Origin of the sequence: Candidatus Pseudomonas phytovorans (genome assembly GCA_029202525.1) — a bacterium.
GTDB lineage: Bacteria > Pseudomonadota > Gammaproteobacteria > Pseudomonadales > Pseudomonadaceae > Aquipseudomonas > Aquipseudomonas phytovorans.
The window spans coordinates 5,491,623-5,512,016 of record CP119325.1 but is presented as its reverse complement, the minus strand read 5'-3'; the positions used below and the strand labels follow the sequence as shown (position 1 = coordinate 5,512,016).

The window sequence follows — 20,394 nt, the reverse complement described above, 5'->3', positions numbered from 1 at the left end:
GTATCGGCGTAAGTTCAGCAAAAATCGGCCAACTGCGGGGCCGTCATCAATTTTTTTTGTTCTGTGTCATATACTCGGCCTGCCACTTGCAGGATATTCGGCAAGCGGCGTTGGCACGGGGCCGTAAGCTCATGCCTGCAAGGCGATCTTCACAATAAAAATCCGGAGTAGTTCAGATGTCGTCTCGTGAGACTGGGAATGTAAAGTGGTTCAACGATGCCAAGGGTTATGGCTTCATTCAGCGCGAAGGTGGTGCGGATGTGTTCGTCCACTATCGGGCGATCCGCGGTGAGGGGCATCGTACCCTGGTCGAAGGGCAGCGGGTGGAATACGCCTGCGTGCAGGGCCAGAAAGGCCTGCAAGCCGAAGACGTAGTGGGCCTCTGAGCCTTTTGCGGTAGGCCTCAAGCTGCAAGTTGACCGTGTAACTTGCAGCCTGAAGCAACCTGTTTCAGCTGGTACGCCAGGTGATTTCCTCTTCACCGTCGGCACTGATGCGGACCCAGCGGTCGGCATCTTCTTCCCCGTCTTCCTCGACCCAGCCACCCGGTGCGCAGCGCACTTCCACGCCCAGTGTGGCAAATGCGGCGCGGGCGCAGGCGACATCATCGGCCCATGGCGTCTGGTCGCTTTCAAGGTACAGGCTGTTCCATTTCCCTACAGCCTTGGGTAACCAGGTGACCGGAATGTTACCGGCCTTGCATTTGAACGTCTGGCCTTTCTGCTGCCATTCGCTGCAAGGGCCGATTGCCTGGGCGAGCCACTCGGCAATCTGCTTGTGGTCGACGTCGGCGTCCTTCAGGTAAATCTCGATATCAGGTTGGCGCATAAGGGCTCCGGGTGTGCTCAGTCTTGGCGCACGAAATAGTCATAACGCATGGAAACCGTGACCTCGAACGGCTCGGGCTGGTCGATCACCCGGGCGCGTTTTTCGGCGCTGGCACGCCAGCCGTGCGGGGTCATCGCGAGCAAGTCGGCGCGTGCCTTGGGCTCGGCCAGGCTCAGGCGGAACTCAAGGGTTTCGCTGTGGGCGTGGGCCATGCCTTCGGGGACGAGGGCCAAGTGCTTGTCGTCGGCGTAAGGGCGCACTTCATCGTAGAGCACTTCGCGCAGTTCCATCAGGTGGCCGCTGGTCGGGCCGACCCGCATCAGGCCGCCGCCAGGGCTGAGCAGGCGCCTGGCCTCGGCCCAGTCCAGCGGGCTGAACACGCTGGCGATGAACTGGCAACTGGCGTCGGCCAGCGGCACGCGAGCCATGCTCGCGACCATCCAGGTAACCTGTGGCGCGCGGCGGCAGGCACGCTTGACCGCCTCGCGGGAGATGTCCAGGGCGTAACCGTCTGCGCCCGGCAGGGCCTGGGCGAGCAGCGCGGTGTAGTACCCCTCGCCGCAGCCGATGTCCAGCCAGGCGCCGGGCTGGCGCTCGGCGGCAAGCTCGGCCAGGCGGTGGGCCACCGGGGCGTAGTGGCCAGCGTCGAGGAAGTCGCGGCGGGCCTCGACCATGGCCTGGTTGTCACCCGGGTCGCGGCTGTTCTTGTGCTGCACCGGCAGCAGGTTCAGGTAACCCTGGCGGGCGCGGTCGAAGCGGTGACCGGCCGGGCACACCACACTGTTGTCGAGCCGGCTCAGCGGCGCCTGGCAAAGAGGGCAGGCGAGCATCAGGCGAGCAACCGAACCAGGGTCTGGTAGTAGATTTCAGTCAGCAGGTCGAGGTCGCTGGCCAGGATCCGCTCGTCTACCTGGTGAATGGTGGCATTGACCGGGCCCAGTTCGACCACCTGGGTACCCATGGTGGCGATGAAGCGGCCATCGGAGGTGCCGCCGCTGGTGGACGGCTGGGTGTCGCGGCCGGTGACGCCCTTGATGCTGTGTGCCACGGCGTCGAGCAGTTCACCGGGTTCGGTGAGGAACGGCAAGCCCGACAGCGCCCAGTCGATCGACCAGTCCAGTTGATGCTTGTCGAGAATTGCCGACACCCGCGCCTGCAGGCCTTCCACTGTCGACTCGGTGGAGAAGCGGAAGTTGAACAGCGCTGTCAGGTCGCCCGGTACCACGTTGGTGGCGCCGGTGCCGGAATTGAGGTTGGAGATCTGGAAGCTGGTCGGCGGGAAGAACGCGTTGCCTTCGTCCCAGTGCTCGGCTGCCAGTTCTGCCAGGGCCGGGGCCGCCAGGTGGATCGGGTTACGTGCCAGGTGCGGGTAGGCCACGTGGCCCTGCTTGCCGCGCACGGTCAGCTTGGCACCCAGTGAGCCACGGCGGCCGTTCTTGACCACGTCGCCCAGCAGGGTGGTGCTGGACGGTTCGCCGACAATGCACCAGTCCAGGCGTTCGTTGCGTGCTTTCAGGCGCTCGACCACGGCCTTGGTGCCGTGGTGGGCCGGGCCTTCCTCGTCGCTGGTGATCAGGAAGGCGACCTTGCCGCGGTGGTTCGGGTAGTCGTGCACGAAGCGCTCGCTGGCTATCACCATGGACGCCAGGCTGCCTTTCATGTCGGCGGCGCCACGGCCGCAGAGCATGCCGTCAGCGTCGATCAGCGCTTCGAACGGTTCATGTTGCCATTGCTGCACAGGGCCGGTGGGCACTACGTCGGTGTGGCCGGCGAAGCACAGTACCGGGCCGTCCTGGTTGCCGTGAGTCGCCCAGAAATTGTCGACGTCCTCGATGCGCATTGGTTCGAGCTCGAAGCCCACGGCGCCCAGGCGCTTCATCATCTGCGCCTGGCAATCGGCGTCGACGGGGGTGACCGAGGGGCGACGGATCAGGTCGCAGGCCAGTTGAAGGGTAGGCGAGAGCTCGGCATGGGCCGTCATGGGGGACTCCGGGGCAAGGCAAGGCGGGGAAATCTGAGGGGCGTTATCTTATATCAAACCGGTGGGCCAATGGGGTAATGCCAGCCAGTTAAGCGACTGGGGCCGCTTTGCGGCCCTTCGCGGGCTTGCCCGCCCCCACAGAAATTGCGCATGCCCGCACTCAACGCGAAACCTGTGGGAGCGGGCAAGCCCGCGAAGGGCTGCAAAGCAGCCCCGGCAATCTCAAGCCTGTTGCGGCTCGGCAGCCTTCTCCACTGGCTTGGGCAGCGAGGACAGTAGGGCCATCACCAGCGCCGCCACGTACGGCAGCGACTGCACCAGCAGCATCGCCACCCAGAAGCGCATGTCCGAACTCGGCAGCCCCTGCACCAGGTAGATGCCCAGCGCCGCGCCCCACAACAGCAACATGATGAACAGCTCTTCGCGCGCTTCGGAAAGTGCCACCAGCAGCCCATGGCTGTCGGCATTCTTTGGTGTGCGGAAAAACGGCATGCTGCTGGTGAAAAAGCCATACAGCACCGCCTTGGCGATGGTATGCGACAGTGCGAGCCCGGCCAGCGCTGCGGCGAAGGCGTCCTTCAGGTTCACGCCTACTGCACGGCGGTACAGGAAGATGATCTTGCCCACCTTGAAGAAGAACAGCGCCAGCGGCGGGATGGCGAAGATCATCAGCGGTGGGTCGACACGGTGCGGCACGATGATCATCGCCGCCGACCACAGCAGTGCGCCGATGGTGAAGAAGATGTTCATGCCGTCGGCGACCCACGGCAGCCAGCCGGCCAGGAAGTGATAGCGCTGGCCACGGGTCAGCTCGCTGCCCTTGCCGCGCAACAATGCGCTGGCGTGGTGCTTGATGATTTGAATGGCGCCGTAGGCCCAGCGGAAACGCTGCTTCTTGAAGTCGATGAAGGTGTCGGGCATCAGGCCCTTGCCATAGCTGTTATGGGCGTAGGCGGCCGACAGGCCCTTCTCGAACACGCGCAGGCCCAGTTCGGCATCTTCGCAGATGCACCATTCTGCCCAGCCCAGTTCTTCCAGTACCGTGCGCCGGGTCATGGTCATGGTGCCGTGCTGGATGATGGCGTCACGGTCGTTGCGCGTGACCATGCCGATGTGGAAGAAGCCCTTGTACTCGCTGTAGCACAGTTTCTTGAAGGCGCTTTCGTGCTGGTCGCGGTAGTCCTGGGGCGACTGCACTACGGCAATTTTCGGGTCGGCGAAGTGCGGCACCATGTGCTTGAGCCAGTTGCGGTCGACGCAGTAGTCCGAGTCGATTACCGCGATCACCTCGGCGTCCTTGGCGGTGTGCGGGAGCAGGTAGTTCAGCGCGCCGCCCTTGAAGCCGGCCAGTGGCGCGACGTGGAAGAACTTGAAGCGCTCGCCGAGCTTCTCGCAGTGAGCCTTCAGCGGCTCCCACACGGCCGGGTCCTTGGTGTTGTTGTCGATCACCAGCACTTCGTAGTCGGGGTAGTCCAGCGCCGTCAGGGCGTCGAGGGTCTGTTTCACCATCTCGGGCGGCTCGTTGTAGCACGGCACATGCACCGAGACTTTGGGCCGGTAGGCACTGTCGGCCTGCACCGGCAGGAACTCGCGTCGGCGCTTGTGTATCCAGACTGCTTCGGCCAGTTCATGGGCCTCGGTCAGCAGCACGATGAATACGCCCAGCGCGCCAAGGGCGAGCAGCACGCCCACGGTCAGGCTGAACCAGGTGCTGTATTGCTGGCTGTAGTCGTAGGCAATCCACACCAGCACCGACCCGCACAGGAAGGTGATGAACGTGAGGAACGTGCGGCCGCGCTGGCGCAGGGCCGAGCCGTCGATGAACAGCACCATCAGGGCGATCATCGCCAGCACCACCGAGGCCACCGCCAGGGCGCGCCATTGCGGGATCGCCACCACCGGGCCGTCGAAGTTGAACTTTTGCTGGCGCTCGGCGTTGTACACGCCCCAGTAGGCGCCTACCGAGCCTTCGTCGCTGGCTTTCCACGGCTGGTCATAGGCTTCGATGACAAAGTAGTTGTAGCCGCGGCGGTTGAGGGTGTTGACCAAGGTGCGCAGGTAAATGGCCTGATCGGCCTGGCTGGCATCGGCACCACCGCGCATGCGGCCATTGCTTGGCCAGCCGACCTCTGACAGCAGCAGGGGTTTGCGCGGGAACAGGTGCTTCAGCTCACGGGCGCGGTCGAGCACGAACTCGACCGAATCCTTCATCTTCACAAACTCCCAGTAGGGCAGGATGTGCGCGGCAATCAGGTCGACGTGCTTGGCAATCTCGGGGTTTTCCTTCCAGATGTGCCACTGCTCGCTGGTGGTCACCGGTACCTTGACAGCGGCGCGGACCCGGTCCAGGTACTTGATCAGGTTTTCCGGGGTGACTTCTTCACGGAACAGCGCCTCGTTGCCGACTACCACCCGCACCACGCTGCGCGAGGTGTTGGCCAACTGGATGGCCGTGGCGATTTCGCGCTCGTTGCGTTCCAGGTCCGGGCTGATCCAGATCCCCAGCGTCACCCGCAGGCCAAACTCCTCGGCCAGGCGAGGGATGTCGGCCTGGGTGCCCTCCACGGTGTAGATGCGGATGCTGTCGGTCAGTTTGCTCAACTGTTCCAGGTCCTGGCGCATCTCGTCGTCAGTGGGGTACTGGCCTTTCTGCGGGCTTTCACCCAGGCGGAACGGCGAATACGAGAAGCCAGAGATCTGCTCTGGCCAGGCGGGGGCGGAAACCGGGCGGTTGATCAGTGCCCAGAACCCGGTGAACAGCGCGGCGATGGCCAGCACCACAACCAGGTTCAGGCCGAATTTACGTGAAGACATTGTCGTCCATTTGTGTCGAAGTGATAGGACATTAAAGCAGGGTTGGTAGTCTCTTTCCTAACGATGCAGGCCATGGGCCCGCTGGCATATAATGCGCGCCGGTTTTTTGGGGTATGAACATGAGCACAGAAGATCCACGCTTCGCCGGTGTTGCCCGGCTGTATGGCGACCAGGGGTTGCAGCGCCTGGGCCAGGCCCACGTGGGCGTGGTCGGCATTGGCGGGGTAGGCTCGTGGGCGGCCGAAGCGCTGGCCCGCAGCGGCGTGGGCGAAATCAGTCTGTTTGACCTGGACGACGTCTGTGTCAGCAACACCAACCGCCAGGCCCATGCCCTGGAAGGCCAGGTGGGGCGGCCCAAGGTCGAGGTCATGGCCGAGCGCTTGCGGGCGATCAACCCGGCGTGCACGGTGCATGCGGTGGCCGACTTCGTCACCCGTGAAACCATGGCCGAGCACATCCACGAGCACCTGGACTGTGTGATCGACTGCATTGACAGCGTCATGGCCAAGGCGGCTTTGATTGCCTGGTGCCGGCGGCGCAAGATCGCCATCGTTACCACGGGTGGCGCGGGTGGGCAGATCGATCCGACACAGATCCAGATCGCCGACCTGAACAAGACCTTCAATGATCCGCTGGCCTCGCGGGTGCGCTCCACCTTGCGCCGCGACTACAACTTCTCGCGCAACGTCAGCCGCAACTATGGCGTGCCGTGCGTGTTTTCAAGCGAGCAGCTGCGTTACCCCAAGGGTGATGGCAGTGTCTGCCTGCAGAAGAGCTTCGTTGGCGAGGGTGTGCGGCTGGACTGCTCGGGTGGCTTTGGCGCGGTGATGATGGTGACCGCGACCTTTGGCATGGTGGCGGCGAGCAAGGCGATCGAGAAGCTGGTCGCCGGGGCGCGACGGCCGTCGGAGCGTGCCAAACCTGAGTAAGGGGCCATTGTGGGAGCGGGCTTGCCCCGCGAAGCAGGCAGCGCGATGCATGGCACCGGCTGCGCCGGTGTTCGCGGGACAAGCCCGCTCCCACAGAGTCACTGCTTTAGCGGCTGTGACTCAGCTCCGCCATCCGCTGCAACACAGCATGCAGCCCATTGCTGCGCGACGGCGAAAGCTGGCGCTCAAGCCCCAGTTGGGTGAACCACTCTCGCAGATCCAGCCCGGCCAGCTCATCACTGGCCAGCCCCTGCACCCGCACCAGCAACAACGCCAGCAGCCCGCGCAACAAACGGGCATCGCTGCTGGCCTTGAACTGCCACAGCCCCTCGACCTGCTCGGCCACCAGCCAGACCAGGCTCTCGCAGCCGTGCACCCGGTTCACCTCAGTCTTTTCAGCGTCATCCAGCGACGCCAGGCGGTCGCCCCACTGCATCAACAGCCGCGCCCGCTGCTCCCAGCCTTTACCCTGTTGAAAAGCATCCAGCGCCTGAAGCGCCTGTTCCGGCAGGCTCATCGCAACAACTCCAGGCCTTGATCCAGTGCGTCGAAGAAGCGCTGCAAGTCATCGCTGTCGTTGTACAGGCCCAACGACACGCGGATTGCACCCTCCAGTCCCAGCCCTTTCAGTAACGGCATGGCGCAATGATGCCCCGCGCGCACGGCAATGCCCTGTTCGGTGAGCAGGTGCGCAATATCAGCGTTGTGCACGCCCTCGATGACGAAGCTGGCCAGCGCCGTGTGTGGGGCCCCCAGTATCCGCACGCCCTCACGGTCGGCCAGGCCGCGCAGCAGGTGTTGGTGCAGGCTGGTTTCGTGGGCTTCGACAGCCTGGGTGTCGAGGCTGGCCAGATAATCCAGAGTTGCGCCCAGGCCGATCACGCTGGCGATTGGCGGCGTGCCCGCCTCGAACCCCAACGGTGCCGGGCGGAAGCTGGCGCTCTGGTACTCGGCCAACTGCACCATCTCGCCGCCGTATTGCCAGTGCCGCAGCAGTCCCAGGGCCTGGCTGCGGCCATAGAGCACACCGACACCGTCCGGGCCGTACAGCTTGTGGCTGGAGAACACATAGAAGTCGCAACCCAGTTGCTGCACATCATGGCGACCATGCACCACACCCTGGGCACCGTCGACCACCGTCAACGCGCCCTGGGCGCGGGCATGGGAAAGCAGGGCCGGCAGCGGCTGCCAGGTGCCCAGCACGTTGGACAGCTGGCTGACCGCCAGCACCCGGGTGCGTGGGCCTATCAGCTGGAGTGCCTGGTTCAGATCGATGCGGCCATGGGCATCCAGCGGCAGCACCACCAGGCGCAGGTTGCGTCGGTGTGCCAGCTGTTGCCATGGCAGCAGGTTGGCATGGTGCTCCAGGGCGCTGATGGCGATTTCGTCACCAGCCTCGAAGCGGTGCTCCAGGCCGTAGGCCAGCAGGTTCAGCGCCGAGGTGGCTCCGTGGGTGAACACGATCTGCCGTGAGTCTGCGGCATTCAACCAGGCAGCGACCTTGTCGCGGCTGGTTTCGAAGGCCTGGGTTGCCAGGGCCCCGGGCAGATGCTGGGCACGGTGCACGTTGGCCGCGCCATGGCCGTAGTAATGGCTTAGGGCATCGATCAGGGCTTGCGGCTTTTGGGTAGTGGCGGCGCTGTCCAGGTAGGTCTGGTGCTGCCGTTGCAGGGCGGCGATGGCGGGGAAGTCGGCACGCCAGGGGGAGGGCTGGAACATGTTCACGGGGCCTGGAATGAAAATCGGGTCTGGCGTGCTAACGCCAGACCCGATCTTAACACTTCAAACCTGCAAAGGTTCTCAGTTGTGGGCGTGCAACGCCTCGTTCAGCTCGATGGCCGACTTGTGGGTCTTGCACTCCACTGCGCCGTTCAGCGAGTTGCGGCGGAACAGCAGGTCGGTCTGGCCGGCCAGGTCGCGGGCCTTGACCACTTTGACCAGCTCGTTGTTCTCGTCCAGCAGGTTCACCTTGGTGCCTGCGGTGATGTACAGGCCGGCTTCAACGGTGTTGCGGTCGCCCAGCGGGATGCCGATACCGGCGTTGGCGCCGATCAGGCAGCCTTCGCCCACCTTGATGACGATGTTGCCGCCACCGGACAGGGTGCCCATGGTCGAGCAACCGCCGCCCAGGTCCGAGCCCTTGCCGACGAACACGCCAGCGGACACACGGCCTTCGATCATGCCCGGGCCTTCGGTGCCAGCGTTAAAGTTGACGAAGCCTTCGTGCATGATGGTGGTGCCTTCGCCAATGTAGGCGCCCAGGCGCACACGGGCGGTGTCGGCGATGCGTACGCCGGCCGGGACCACGTAGTCGGTCATTTTCGGGAACTTGTCCACCGAGAACACTTCCAGCAGCTCGCCTTTCAGGCGCGCTTCCAGTTGCAGCTCGGCCAGTTCGGCCAGGTCCACTGCGCCACGGTTGGTCCAGGCCACGTTCGGCAGCAGCGGGAAGATGCCGGCCAGGCTCACGCCGTGCGGCTTGACCAGGCGGTGCGACAGCAGGTGCAGCTTGAGGTAGGCCTCTGGGGTGGAGCTCAGGGCAGCGTCTTCGGCCAGCAGGGTGGCGACCAGCGGCTTGTGGCTCTCGGCCAGGCGGGTCAGCAGGGCGGCCTGGGCAGCATCCACGCCTTTCAGGGCTTCGGCCAGCTGTGCGGCCTGGCCGTTGCTGAAGGCGATGGCCTGGTTGCCACCTTCATAACCGAGAACAGGGGCTACGGCGGCGACCAGCTCGGCGCTCGGGTTGAGCAGTGGTTGTGCGTAGAACACTTCCAGCCAGGCGCCCTGGCGGTTCTGGGAGCCGACACCGAAGGCCAGGCTGAACAGGGTATTGGACATGTGATTACCTCGTGCGAAATAGGGTAGGGGCTCAGGCCAGGGCAGCGGCGTACAGGTCGGGCTTGAAGCCGACCAGGGTGCGCGCGCCAAGGTCCAGCACCGGACGTTTGATCATCGACGGCTGGGCCAGCATCAGCTCGACGGCCTTGGCCTGGTCGAGGTCTGCCTTGCTGGCGTCGTCCAGCTTGCGGAAGGTGGTGCCGGCACGGTTGAGGATGACTTCCCAGCCGTGTTCGTCGCACCAGCGGTTCAGGCTGTCACGGTCGATGCCTTGGGTTTTGTAATCGTGGAATTCGTAGGCGATGGCTTTGTCTTCGAGCCAGGTACGCGCCTTTTTCATGGTGTCACAGGCTTTGATGCCGTAGAGCGTGTAGGTCATTGTGTGCATTGGGGATACAGGTTGCCCCAATTTCTCCGTTTTTCGATTTCAGTCGCGCGATTATGCGGGAACGAAAGAGTGAGCGCCACGGGTGTGCTTGCCTTGAGTCTTGCACCGCCTGTGAGATCGAGCGCCGCCCGCGCGGCGCTTCGCGGGGCAAGCCCGCTCCCACATCTGTTTCGGGCCAATCTGTCCTGTGCCCGCAGCGCGCGGCCCCTTTTAGCGTCCATTTCGATATCGTGTGGGGCAAACAAGGGCGCGCGCGCCAATGGTGCAGGCAATACTGGCCCGAAACAGATGTGGGAGCGGGCTTGCCCCGCGAAGCGCCGCGCGGGCGGCGCTCGATCTCCGACACACTGCAAACCTCCAGGCATGCACCCTTGGACAATACGAGGTCCATCCTGCCTCAGCCCCAAAACGAAGTATCATCATGTTACACATTCCCCCGTCACCTGCGACTATCGTGCAGCGGCCCCGGTTCGCCCATCCCCGCTAACATATTGTTTCAATGGCGATGTTTCGCCTTGCTATCGTTTCTGGTTCACAAAGGAAGCCTTACCGGATGCAGTCCGCCTACACCGTCCTCATCCTGCTGACGCTGGTCAGCCTGTCGAAGCTGGTCGGCCGCATGATTCCGCTGCCCTTGCCGCTGGTGCAGATCGCTGCCGGTGCCTTGCTGGCCTTGCCAACACTGGGCCTGCATGTGGCCCTGGACCCCGAGTTGTTCCTGTTCCTGTTTTTGCCGCCGTTGCTGTTTGCCGACGGCTGGCGCATCCCCAAGCGTGAGTTGTGGCGCATTCGCGGACCCGTGGTAGCGCTGGCTGTCGGGTTGGTGCTGTTCACCGTGGTCGGGGCCGGCTACTTCATTCACTGGCTGCTGCCGAGTATCCCGCTGCCGGTGGCCTTCGCCCTGGCGGCGGTGCTGTCGCCAACCGACGCTGTGGCGGTTTCTGCCATCGCCCAGGACCGCCTGCCCACCCCGCTGATGCACATGTTGCAGGGTGAGGCGCTGATGAACGATGCATCGGGCCTGGTGACGTTCAAGTTCGCCCTGGCGGCGGCGATCACCGGGGTGTTCTCGCTGACCGATGCAAGCTTCAGTTTCGTTCTGGTAGCGCTTGGCGGCCTGGCGGTGGGTGTGGGCCTCAGCTGGCTGGTAGGTCGCCTGCGCACCTGGATGATCGCCCGTGGCTGGGACGACCCCGCCACCCACGTGGTGTTCATGTTGTTGCTGCCGTTCGCCGCCTACGTGTTGGCCGAACGCCTGGGCGTGTCGGGCATTCTTTCGGCAGTGGCGGCTGGCATGATGCAGAGCTGGCTCGACCTGCTACCCCGCCAGACCAGTACCCGCCTGCTCAACCGCAGCGTCTGGTCTTTGCTGGAGTTCGCCTTCAATGGCCTGATCTTCCTGCTGCTCGGCCTGCAATTGCCGGACATCATCAAGGCGGTGGTCAGCCACGAAGCCACCGTGTGGCCGACCCTGGCCTACCGTTGCCTGGACGTGGTGGCGATCTTTGCTGCGCTGATCCTGTTGCGGTTCATCTGGGTGCAGAGCATCTGGCGCGCCATCGGCGTGGTGCGCCGCTGGCGCGGCAAACCGGCGCTGGTGCTGATGCCTACAGCGCGCTCCTGCTGGTTGCTGACCTTGGGCGGTGTGCGCGGTGCGGTAACCCTGGCGGGTGTGATGTCGGTGCCGTTGCTGATGGGCGCGGGCAAGGCTTTCCCTGAGCGCGACTTGCTGATCTTCATTGCCGCCGGGGTAATCCTGCTGTCGTTGATCAGCGCCTGCATTGCGCTGCCGATATTGCTGCGTGGCGTGACCAAAAGCCCGGACGAGCGCTTGCACCAGGAAGTGCAGGAAGCCTGGCGGCGTACGGCCGAGGCGGCGATCCATGCCCTTGAAGCGGAGGAAGTGATCGACGCCAATGCCCCGCAGGATGCTGCGCAGGCGACCTTGGCGACCGAGTTGAAGGCGCGGTTGATGGCGGAGTATCGGGATGAGCTGAACAGCTACAACGACAGTGCCGAGGCCAAGGCGCTGGCCGAACAGATGGACTTGCTGGAACGGCGCTTGCGCTTGCGTGCGCTAAGGGCGCAGCGGCTGGAACTGTACAACCTGCATCGCCAGCATCTGGTCGGGGATGAGGTGGTACGGCAAGTACTGGGTGAGCTGGATATGAGTGAGGCCAACCTGGGGCAGGTCAGATAGACCGGTTTCAGACCATTCGCGGGCATGCCCGCGAATGGGGTTATCAACGACTTTGCAGGAAGGCGCGAATCCGCTCTGCCGCCTCGATGCACTCGGCCAGCGGTGCAACCAGCGCCATGCGCACGCGCCCGGCGCCCGGGTTCACGCCATCGACCTCACGCGACAGGTAAGAGCCTGGCACTACCGTCACATGCTGGGCTTCGAACAGGTCACGGGTGAACACGGCATCGTCGCCCGGCACCTTGGCCCACAGGTAGAAGCTGCCATCCGGGCGTTGCACGTCCAGCACCGGTTGCAGGATGTCCAGCACGGCATCGTACTTGGCGCGGTACTGGTCGCGGTTCTCGCGCACATGCGCCTCGTCCTGCCAGGCAGCGATGCTGGCCAGCTGGGTTTGCACCGGCATGGCACAGCCGTGGTAGGTGCGGTACAGCAGGAACGGCTTGATGATCTCGGCATCGCCGGCCACGAAGCCCGAGCGCAGGCCCGGCAGGTTGGAGCGCTTGGACAGGCTGTGGAATACCACGCAACGCTTGAAGTCACTACGGCCCAGCTCGGCGCACGCGCTCAGCAGGCCCGGTGGTGGCGCGTCTTCGTCAAAGTACAGCTCGCTGTAGCACTCGTCGGCGGCGATCACGAAGTCGTGTTCGTCAGCCAGGGCAATCAGCTTTTTCAGGGTGTCCATCGGCACCAGTGCGCCGGTGGGGTTGCCTGGTGAGCACAGGAACAGGATCTGGCAACGCTTCCAAACTTCTGCCGGCACGGCGTCGAAGTCGGGGTTGAAACCGTTGTTTTCCAGGCATGGCAGGTAGTGCGGGGTAGCCCCGGCCAGCAGCGCTGCGCCTTCGTAGATCTGGTAGAACGGGTTGGGGCTGACCACCAGGCCGTCATCGGCGCGGTTGACCACGGCCTGGGTGAAGGCGAACAGCGCTTCACGGGTGCCGTTGACCGGCAGGATGTGGCGGTCGGCGTCCAGCCAGCCGGCTGGCACGCCAAAGCGGCGCTCGCACCACTGGCCGATGGCCTGACGCAGGGCAGGCAGGCCGAGGGTGCTGGGGTATACCGCCAGCTTGTCGAGGTTGTCGGCCATGGCCTGGGCGACGAACGCCGGCGATGCGTGCTTCGGCTCACCGATCGACAGGGCGATGGCGCGTTTGTCCGCAGCAGGCTTCACAGTGCCCAGCAGGGCGCGGAGCTTTTCGAACGGGTAGGGCTGAAGCTGGGTCAGGGCGTTGTTCATCGGCGCTAAGTCTCGTCAATCGTCTAATCGTTAAAAGGTCACGCGGGTCGGGCTGGTGTCGCTACCTTGGCCGGCCTGCAACTGCTGGACGATGGCCTCCTGCAGGCGGCTGCACAGCTGCGGGTCGGACAGCGGCTGGTTGTCGGCATCGGTAATGAAGAACACGTCTTCCACCCGCTCGCCGAGCGTGGCGATCTTGGCGTTCTGCAGCGACAGGTCGAACTCCAGGAAGATGCGCCCCAACCGGGCCAACAGGCCTGGGCGGTCGGGTGCGGTGATCTCCAGGATGGTCACTGGCCGCTGGGCATCGTTGAGGATGGTGACCTGCGGCGGGAAGTCGAAGTGCTTGAGCTGGCGCGGTACCCGGCGCTGGATGATGGTCGGGTAGTCCTCGGGGTTGCGCAGCGCTTCGGTCAGGCCGTCTCGAATCTGCCTGACCCGCTGCGGGTTGTCGCCGATCGAGCCGCCGTCGTTGTCCAGCACGATGTAGGTGTCGAGGGTGAACTGACTGCTCGAGGTGATGATCCGCGCGTCATGAATGTTCAGGTTCAGCTGCGACATGGCGGCCACCGTCACGGCGAAGAAGTCATGCTGGTCGGGGGCGTAGATGAAAATCTGCGTGCCGCCTTCGAACTCGCGCTGGGTGGTTTCCTTGATCAGCACCAGCGGCCCGCCATCGGCCGGTTGTTGCAGGATCGCATCGGTGTGCCAGGCCACGTCGGCGGCGTTGTGCTTGAGGAAGTAGTCGTCGCCCAGTTGCGACCACAGCTGCTCGACGTCGTCCGGGTCGGTACCCTCGCGGACCAGTATGTCCAGCGCCGCAGACTGGGTCTGGCGAATCTGCTCTTCGCGGTCCAGCGGGTTTTCCAGGCCGCGGCGCAGGGCGCGCTTGGTCTCGCTGTAAAGCTGGCGCAGCAGGCTGGCCCGCCACGAGTTCCACAGGCTGGGGTTGGTGGCGTTGATGTCGGCCACGGTCAGCACATACAGGTAATCCAGGCGCGTCTCGTCGCCCACGTGCAGGGCAAAGTCGTTGATCACCTGCGGGTCGGACAAGTCCTTGCGCTGGGCAGTGGTCGACATCACCAGGTGATTCTGCACCAGCCAGACAATCAGCCGGCTGTCCCATGCCGGCAGCTGGTGGCGCTCGCAGAACTTCTGCGCATCCACCGCGCCCAGCTCGGAATGGTCGCCCTGCCGGCCCTTGCCGATGTCGTGGTAAAGGCCGGCCAGGTAGATCAGCTCGGGCTTGGGCAGGCGCCCCATCAGCTTGCTGGCCAGCGGGAATTTCTCGGACACCGGCGTGTACTGCAGCTTGCGCAGGTGCTTGATGAGGTTGAGGGTATGCGCATCGACCGTGTAGATGTGGAACAGGTCGTGCTGCATCTGCCCGACGATCAGGCCGAACTCCGGCAGGTAGCGGCCAAGGATGCCGTAGCGGTTCATCCGCCGCAGGTTGCGGTGGATGCCGATTTCGCACTTGAACAGCTCGATGAACAGGCTGGTGTTGCGGATATCGGTGCGGAAGGTGTCGTCGATCAGGTGCCGGTGTTCACGCAGCAGGCGCACTGTATCGGCGCGCACGCCCTTGATTTCGGGGTGCTGGGCCATCAGCACGAAGATTTCCAGCATGGCGAACGGTGTGCGTTTGAACACGTTCGGGTTGGCGGCTTCGATGTAGCCGTCATGCAGGCGGAAGCGCGCATTCAGCGGCTGGGTGGTGCCGCTGTCTTCGTCGGCGAGGATGACCTCTTCGAAGTGCTGGATGATCAGGTCGCACAGCTGGCTGATGCTCATCACCACCCGGTAGTACTGCTGCATGAACTGCTCGATCGCCCGCTTGGGGTTATCGTCGCTGTAGCCCAGCAGCGCGGCGAGGCTGCGCTGGTGGTCGAACAGCAGGCGGTCTTCGGAGCGACCGGCCAGCATGTGCAGGGCGTAGCGCACACGCCACAGAAAATCCTGGGACGAGGCCAGCAGTTCGTTCTCGCTTTCCAGCAGGAAACCTTCGCCGGCCAGTGCGTGCAGGTTCAGCGTGCCGTACTGGCGGCGGGCCACCCAGAGCACTGTCTGGATGTCGCGCAGGCCACCGGGCGAGCCCTTGACGTTAGGTTCAAGGTTGTACTCGGTGTCGTTGTACTTGTGGTGGCGGGCCTTGAGTTCAGCCCGCTTGGCCAGGAAGAAGTCTTTGCTCGGCCACATGTGCGCGGTGCTGGTCACCTCCAGCATGCGCTGGCGCAGGGCCTCGGGGCCGGCAATGGTGCGGCTTTCCATCAGGTTGGTAATCACCGTCAAGTCAGCACGGGCCTGTTCGGCACATTCGTCGACGGTGCGCACGCTCTGGCCCACTTCCAGGCCGATGTCCCACAGCAGGGTGAGAAAGCGCTCGATGGCGTCGCGGTACTGCTCATGCTCGGCGGCACCGAGCAAAATCAGCAGGTCGATGTCTGAATGCGGGTGCAGCTCACCGCGCCCGTAGCCACCCACCGCGACCAGGGCGATGCCGGTCTGGCCGCCCCAGTCGAACTGGTTCCACGCCTGTTGCAGGATATTGTCGACGAGCCAGGCGCGCGCTTCGATCAGCGGGCGGATATCGCCGCCACTGCGAAAACGCCTGTCGAGCACTTCGCCGGCCTGGCGGATGGCTTTCTTGAAGGCGGCGATAGGGCTCGCCTTGAGGGCCAGTTCCGCCTGGAACTGGCCACGGTCGAACAGCTCGGGGTCCACCTGGGGCATCGCGTCACGTTCCTGTCGTGGGGGTGGCCTGTCGGAGTACGGTCAGGCCGAGGTGCGCGGGATGGTGTCGTCCTTGCGCAGGGTGAAGATCTCGTAGCCGGTCGCGGTCACCACCAGGGTGTGTTCCCACTGAGCCGAGAGCTTGCGGTCCTTGGTGATGGCGGTCCAGCCGTCGCCCAGCACCTTGGTGTCGGCCTTGCCCTGGTTGATCATCGGCTCGATGGTGAAGGTCATGCCTTCTTTCAGTTCCATGCCGGTGCCGGCGCGGCCGTAGTGCAGGATCTGCGGCTCTTCGTGGAACACCTTGCCGATGCCATGACCGCAGAACTCGCGTACCACCGAGAAGCCGTTCTTTTCCGCGTGCTTCTGGATCACTTCGCCGATGTCGCCCAGGCGGCAGCCTGGTTTGACCAGCTCGATGGCCTTGTACAGGCACTCCTGGGTAACCTTGGACAGGCGCTCGGCCCACACCGGCACGTTACCGACGTGGAACATGCGGCTGGTATCGCCGTGGTAGCCATCCTTGATCACGGTGACGTCGATGTTCAGCGTGTCACCGTCCTTGAGCGGCTTGTCGTTGGGGATGCCGTGGCAGACCACATGGTTGATCGAGGTGCAGATCGACTTCGGGTAGCCCTTGTAGTTGAGCGGCGCCGGGATGGCTTGCTGGACGTTGACGATATAGTCGTGGCACAGGCGGTCGAGCGCTTCGGTGGTAACGCCGGGCTTGACGTGCTCCTCGATCATTTCCAGCACGTCGGCGGCCAGGCGGCCGGCGATGCGCATCTTCTCGATGTCTTCTGCGGTCTTGATGTTGACGGTCATTACAGGCTCTCTACGGCGCCGCACGCGGCGCGAACAAACGGGAAAGGCCGGATTCTAGCAGAGCAGGGCGGCATTCTGTCGGGATAAAGGCGGCCATGCTGCTGTCTACACGAGGCATTCTGGCCTGTTTGACGGGGCGCTGCAAAAACCGCTGACGGACGCGACTTCATCCGGGTTTCGTTCGCTCGCGGTCTGTGGTATAACATGCGCCGCTTTCGGGGACGACCCCGTCAGCCTAAACCCACACACGTGTCGACACGATGACCTGGGTGCCCCGGATTCTCGAATTTGCGGGTTGGTCATTGGGATGCGTGGAGGCCCAACCCGACTTATCAAGGAACTACCATGTCCCAAGTCAACATGCGCGATATGCTGAAGGCCGGTGTGCACTTCGGCCACCAGACCCGTTACTGGAACCCGAAAATGGGCAAGTACATTTTCGGCGCGCGTAACAAGATCCACATCATCAACCTGGAAAAAACCCTGCCAATGTTCAACGACGCTCTGGCGTTCGTAGAGCGTCTGGCTCAGGGCAAGAACAAGATCATGTTCGTCGGCACCAAGCGTTCCGCCGGCAAGATCGTAGCCGAGCAAGCTGCTCGCGCTGGTTCGCCATACGTTGACCATCGCTGGTTGGGCGGCATGCTGACCAACTACAAAACCATCCGTGCTTCGATCAAGCGTCTGCGCGACCTGGAAACCCAGGCCGAAGATGGCACCTTCGCCAAGCTGACCAAGAAAGAAGCCCTGATGCGTTCGCGCGATCTGGAAAAGCTGGACCGCAGCCTGGGTGGTATCAAGGACATGGGCGGTCTGCCTGATGCCCTGTTCGTGATCGACGTTGATCACGAGCGCATTGCCATCACCGAAGCCAACAAGCTGGGCATCCCGGTTATCGGCGTTGTCGATACCAACAGCAGCCCGGAAGGTGTTGACTACATCATCCCAGGCAACGATGACGCCATCCGCGCCATCGAGCTGTACATGACTTCGATGGCCGACGCCATCATCCGCGGCCGCAACAACGTTGCTGGCGGCACCGAAGTCTATGTTGAAGAAGCGGCTGCACCTGCTGCCGAGTAATAGGCGCTAGCGTCTACTTGGCACGCAAAAAGGGGGCTTTGCCCCCTTTTTGCCACCTTGAAATCCTGCTGTCAGCAAGTGCCCCGCATTATGGGCTGGCTGAGACAACAACAGCGGATTCGCAGAATTTAACGCCCGTGACGAGCGGGTGGAATGGTTGAAAAACTTTCCAAGAGGATTTTGAAATGGCAGAGATTACTGCAGCGCTGGTCAAAGAACTGCGCGAGCGTACCGGCGAAGGCATGATGGATTGCAAAAAGGCCCTGACCAAGGCCGGCGGCGACATCGAAAAAGCCATCGACGACATGCGTGCCTCCGGCGCCATCAAGGCTGCCAAAAAGGCTGGCAACGTTGCCGCTGAAGGCGCTATCGCGGTCAAGACCGACGGTAAATCGGCTGTCCTGCTGGAAGTGAACTCGCAGACCGACTTCCTGGCTCTGCAAGACGACTTCAAGAACTTCGTTGCCGAAAGCATCGAAGAAGCCTTCGCCCAGAAGCTGACCGAAGCTGCTCCGCTGATCGCTTCGCGTGAAGCTGCTCGTGAAGCCCTGGTTGCCAAGGTTGGCGAGAACGTCAACATCCGTCGCCTGGTGCGCGTTGAGGGTGACGTTGTCGGTGCTTACCTGCACGGTAACAAGATCGGTGCCGTTGTTGTCCTGAAAGGCGGTGACGTCGAGCTGGCCAAGAACATCGCCATGCACGTTGCAGCCTCGAACCCTGAGTTCCTGGATTCGTCGGAAATCTCCGCCGAGGCCATCGAGCGCGAGAAGGCCGTCTTCCTGCAGCTGAACGCTGACAAGATCGCTGGCAAGCCGGAAAACATCGTTGAGAACATGATCAACGGTCGTATCACCAAGTTCAAAGCCGAAGCTTCGCTGAAAGAGCAAGCCTTCGTCATGAACCCGGAAGTCAAAGTCGGCGAGCTGGCCAAGAAGGCCGGTGCTGAAATCGTTTCGTTCACCTACTTCAAAGTAGGCGAAGGCATCGAGAAGCCGGTCGACAACTTCGCTGAAGAAGTTGCTGCCCAGCTGGCTGCTGCCAAGCAGTAAGACAGCCCCGTCTGTCGCCCCAAAGAGGCTGCCCGCTCACGCGCGCAGCCTCTTTGTCAAAGCGGGAGCGGTTTACAAAGCCGTTACTCGCTGACGCAGTCGCTGCGTCACGTTAGAGTTACATGCAGGCTCAAGCAGCCCGCCAGAATTTTACAAACGCCGCAGGAGAGATTCGCAATGGCTCAGCAGGGCAGTGGTCATCAGGCTCGCTATAAACGCATTCTACTCAAACTTAGCGGCGAGGCCCTGATGGGCTCGGAAGAGTTCGGGATCGACCCCAAGGTGCTGGACCGCATGGCGCTGGAAGTCGGCCAGCTGGTCGGCATTGGTGTGCAGGTCGGCCTGGTGATTGGTGGTGGCAACCTGTTCCGTGGCGCGGCGCTCAGTGCAGCCGGCATGGACCGCGTCACCGGCGACCATATGGGTATGCTGGCCACCGTGATGAACGCCCTGGCCATGCGCGACGCGCTGGAGCGTGCCAACATCACCGCTATCGTCCAGTCGGCAATTTCCATGGTCGGCGTGACTGACCACTATGATCGCCGCAAGGCCATGCGCCACTTGAGCGCGAAAGAAGTCGTGATCTTCGCGGCAGGTACCGGTAATCCGTTCTTCACCACGGACTCCGCCGCGTGTCTGCGCGCTATCGAAATCGATGCCGACGTAGTATTGAAAGCAACCAAGGTCGATGGTGTATACACTGCAGACCCATTCAAAGACCCGCATGCCGAGAAGTTCGATCATCTGACCTACGATGAAGTGCTGGATCGCAAGCTGGGTGTAATGGACCTGACGGCAATCTGTCTGTGCCGCGACCACAAGATGCCGCTGCGCGTCTTCAATATGAACAAGCCCGGCGCCCTGCTGAATATCGTGCATGGCGGCGCGGAAGGAACCCTGATCGAGGAAGTTCAGAAATGATCAACGAAATCAAGAAAGACGCCCAGGAGCGTATGACCAAGTCGCTGGAGTCGCTTCATCACGCCTTCAGTCGTATCCGCACTGGTGTTGCCCATCCGAGCATCCTGGAAGGTGTCATGGTGCCGTACTACGGCGCCGACACGCCGATCAAGCAAGTGGCGAACATCACCGTGAAGGACTCGCGCACGCTTCAGGTCGTTGCCTTCGAGCGCAACATGCTGGGCGCGGTCGACAAGGCGATTGGCAGTGCCGGCCTGAACCTCAACCCGACCAACCTGGGTGAGATGCTGCTGATCACCATGCCTGCCCTGACCGAAGAAACCCGAAAGGGCTTCACCAAGCAGGCGCGGGACGCCGCCGAGGATGGCCGTATTGCGGTCCGTAACATCCGCCGCGACGCTTTGAGCCAGCTCAAGGATCTGGTCAAAGAGAAAGAGATCAGCGAAGACGAAGAGCGTCGTGCTGCGGATGATATCCAGAAGCTGACCGACAAGTTCGTGGCCGATATCGAAGTCGCTGTCAAAGCCAAGGAAAAGGACCTGATGGCCGTTTAAGGCCGGGGTTTTTT

Annotated in this window: 18 protein-coding genes; 7 read left to right on the top strand and 11 right to left on the bottom strand. The window is 63.0% G+C overall.

The window, feature by feature from the left end; genetic code table 11:
• The first annotated feature begins 176 nt into the window (after positions 1–176).
• On the top strand, positions 177–386 hold the full coding sequence (locus P0Y58_24310; protein ID WEK29974.1) for a cold-shock protein: 210 nt from the start codon (positions 177–179) through the stop codon (positions 384–386).
• A 64-nt stretch (positions 387–450) separates the two neighbouring features.
• On the opposite strand, the gene P0Y58_24305 is transcribed toward P0Y58_24310, so the two are convergent.
• From P0Y58_24305 to P0Y58_24290, 4 genes are all read right to left on the bottom strand, one after another.
• Complete coding sequence (locus tag P0Y58_24305) at positions 451–828, bottom strand: hypothetical protein (GenBank protein WEK29973.1); 378 nt, start codon at positions 826–828, stop codon at positions 451–453.
• Positions 829–845: 17 nt separating this feature from the next.
• Positions 846–1,658 (bottom strand): methyltransferase domain-containing protein, encoded by an 813-nt coding sequence (locus tag P0Y58_24300; protein WEK29972.1) that lies wholly within the window; start codon positions 1,656–1,658, stop codon positions 846–848.
• Positions 1,658–2,809 carry a succinyl-diaminopimelate desuccinylase gene (gene dapE, locus P0Y58_24295; GenBank protein ID WEK29971.1) on the bottom strand — a complete coding sequence of 384 codons (1,152 nt, stop codon included), beginning with the start codon at positions 2,807–2,809 and terminating at the stop codon, positions 1,658–1,660. Before dapE ends, P0Y58_24300 begins: the two co-directional genes overlap by 1 nt.
• 222 nt (positions 2,810–3,031) lie before the next feature.
• A complete protein-coding gene (locus tag P0Y58_24290) occupies positions 3,032–5,623 on the bottom strand; it encodes a glycosyltransferase (protein ID WEK29970.1) in 2,592 nt (863 codons plus the stop codon).
• A gap of 119 nt (positions 5,624–5,742) precedes the next feature.
• Between P0Y58_24290 and tcdA the strand changes: the two genes are divergently transcribed.
• Positions 5,743–6,552, top strand: coding sequence for a tRNA cyclic N6-threonylcarbamoyladenosine(37) synthase TcdA (gene tcdA / locus P0Y58_24285; GenBank protein WEK29969.1), 810 nt, complete (start codon positions 5,743–5,745; stop codon positions 6,550–6,552).
• Positions 6,553–6,658: 106 nt separating this feature from the next.
• Here the strand turns inward: tcdA and P0Y58_24280 are convergent, their stop codons facing one another.
• The 4 genes from P0Y58_24280 to P0Y58_24265 form a co-directional block, all read right to left on the bottom strand.
• Positions 6,659–7,069 (bottom strand): SufE family protein, encoded by a 411-nt coding sequence (locus tag P0Y58_24280; protein ID WEK29968.1) that lies wholly within the window; start codon positions 7,067–7,069, stop codon positions 6,659–6,661.
• Positions 7,066–8,271: a cysteine desulfurase gene (locus P0Y58_24275; protein ID WEK29967.1), complete on the bottom strand. Its 1,206-nt coding sequence runs from the start codon at positions 8,269–8,271 to the stop codon at positions 7,066–7,068. The genes P0Y58_24280 and P0Y58_24275 overlap by 4 nt, the downstream gene beginning before the upstream one ends.
• Positions 8,272–8,352: 81 nt before the next feature.
• Complete coding sequence (gene dapD / locus P0Y58_24270) at positions 8,353–9,387, bottom strand: 2,3,4,5-tetrahydropyridine-2,6-dicarboxylate N-succinyltransferase (GenBank protein ID WEK29966.1); 1,035 nt, start codon at positions 9,385–9,387, stop codon at positions 8,353–8,355.
• Between the two features lie 31 nt (positions 9,388–9,418).
• On the bottom strand, positions 9,419–9,766 hold the full coding sequence (locus P0Y58_24265; protein ID WEK33391.1) for an ArsC family reductase: 348 nt from the start codon (positions 9,764–9,766) through the stop codon (positions 9,419–9,421).
• Positions 9,767–10,328: 562 nt separating this feature from the next.
• Between P0Y58_24265 and P0Y58_24260 the strand changes: the two genes are divergently transcribed.
• Positions 10,329–11,975 (top strand): Na+/H+ antiporter, encoded by a 1,647-nt coding sequence (locus P0Y58_24260; protein WEK29965.1) that lies wholly within the window; start codon positions 10,329–10,331, stop codon positions 11,973–11,975.
• Positions 11,976–12,018: 43 nt separating this feature from the next.
• On the opposite strand, the gene dapC is transcribed toward P0Y58_24260, so the two are convergent.
• From dapC to map, 3 genes are read right to left on the bottom strand one after another with little or no spacing between them, the layout of a single operon-like run.
• A complete protein-coding gene (dapC, locus tag P0Y58_24255) occupies positions 12,019–13,215 on the bottom strand; it encodes a succinyldiaminopimelate transaminase (protein WEK29964.1) in 1,197 nt (398 codons plus the stop codon).
• Positions 13,216–13,245: 30 nt separating this feature from the next.
• Complete coding sequence (locus tag P0Y58_24250; GenBank protein ID WEK29963.1) at positions 13,246–15,948, bottom strand: [protein-PII] uridylyltransferase; 2,703 nt, start codon at positions 15,946–15,948, stop codon at positions 13,246–13,248.
• A gap of 42 nt (positions 15,949–15,990) precedes the next feature.
• Complete coding sequence (map, locus tag P0Y58_24245) at positions 15,991–16,773, bottom strand: type I methionyl aminopeptidase (GenBank protein WEK29962.1); 783 nt, start codon at positions 16,771–16,773, stop codon at positions 15,991–15,993.
• 345 nt (positions 16,774–17,118) lie between these two features.
• Here map and rpsB point away from each other — a divergent pair, with 345 nt between their 5' ends.
• The 4 genes from rpsB (at position 17,119) to frr (ending at position 20,380) form a co-directional block, all read left to right on the top strand.
• Positions 17,119–17,856, top strand: a complete 738-nt coding sequence (gene rpsB / locus P0Y58_24240; protein ID WEK29961.1) for a 30S ribosomal protein S2 — start codon at positions 17,119–17,121, stop codon at positions 17,854–17,856.
• Positions 17,857–18,041: 185 nt separating this feature from the next.
• Positions 18,042–18,905 (top strand): translation elongation factor Ts, encoded by an 864-nt coding sequence (gene tsf, locus P0Y58_24235; GenBank protein WEK29960.1) that lies wholly within the window; start codon positions 18,042–18,044, stop codon positions 18,903–18,905.
• 177 nt (positions 18,906–19,082) lie between these two features.
• Positions 19,083–19,826 (top strand): UMP kinase, encoded by a 744-nt coding sequence (gene pyrH, locus P0Y58_24230; protein WEK29959.1) that lies wholly within the window; start codon positions 19,083–19,085, stop codon positions 19,824–19,826.
• Entirely contained in the window at positions 19,823–20,380 is a 558-nt protein-coding gene (gene frr / locus P0Y58_24225) for a ribosome recycling factor (GenBank protein WEK29958.1), read from the top strand. Before pyrH ends, frr begins: the two co-directional genes overlap by 4 nt.
• The last annotated feature ends 14 nt before the right edge of the window (positions 20,381–20,394 follow it).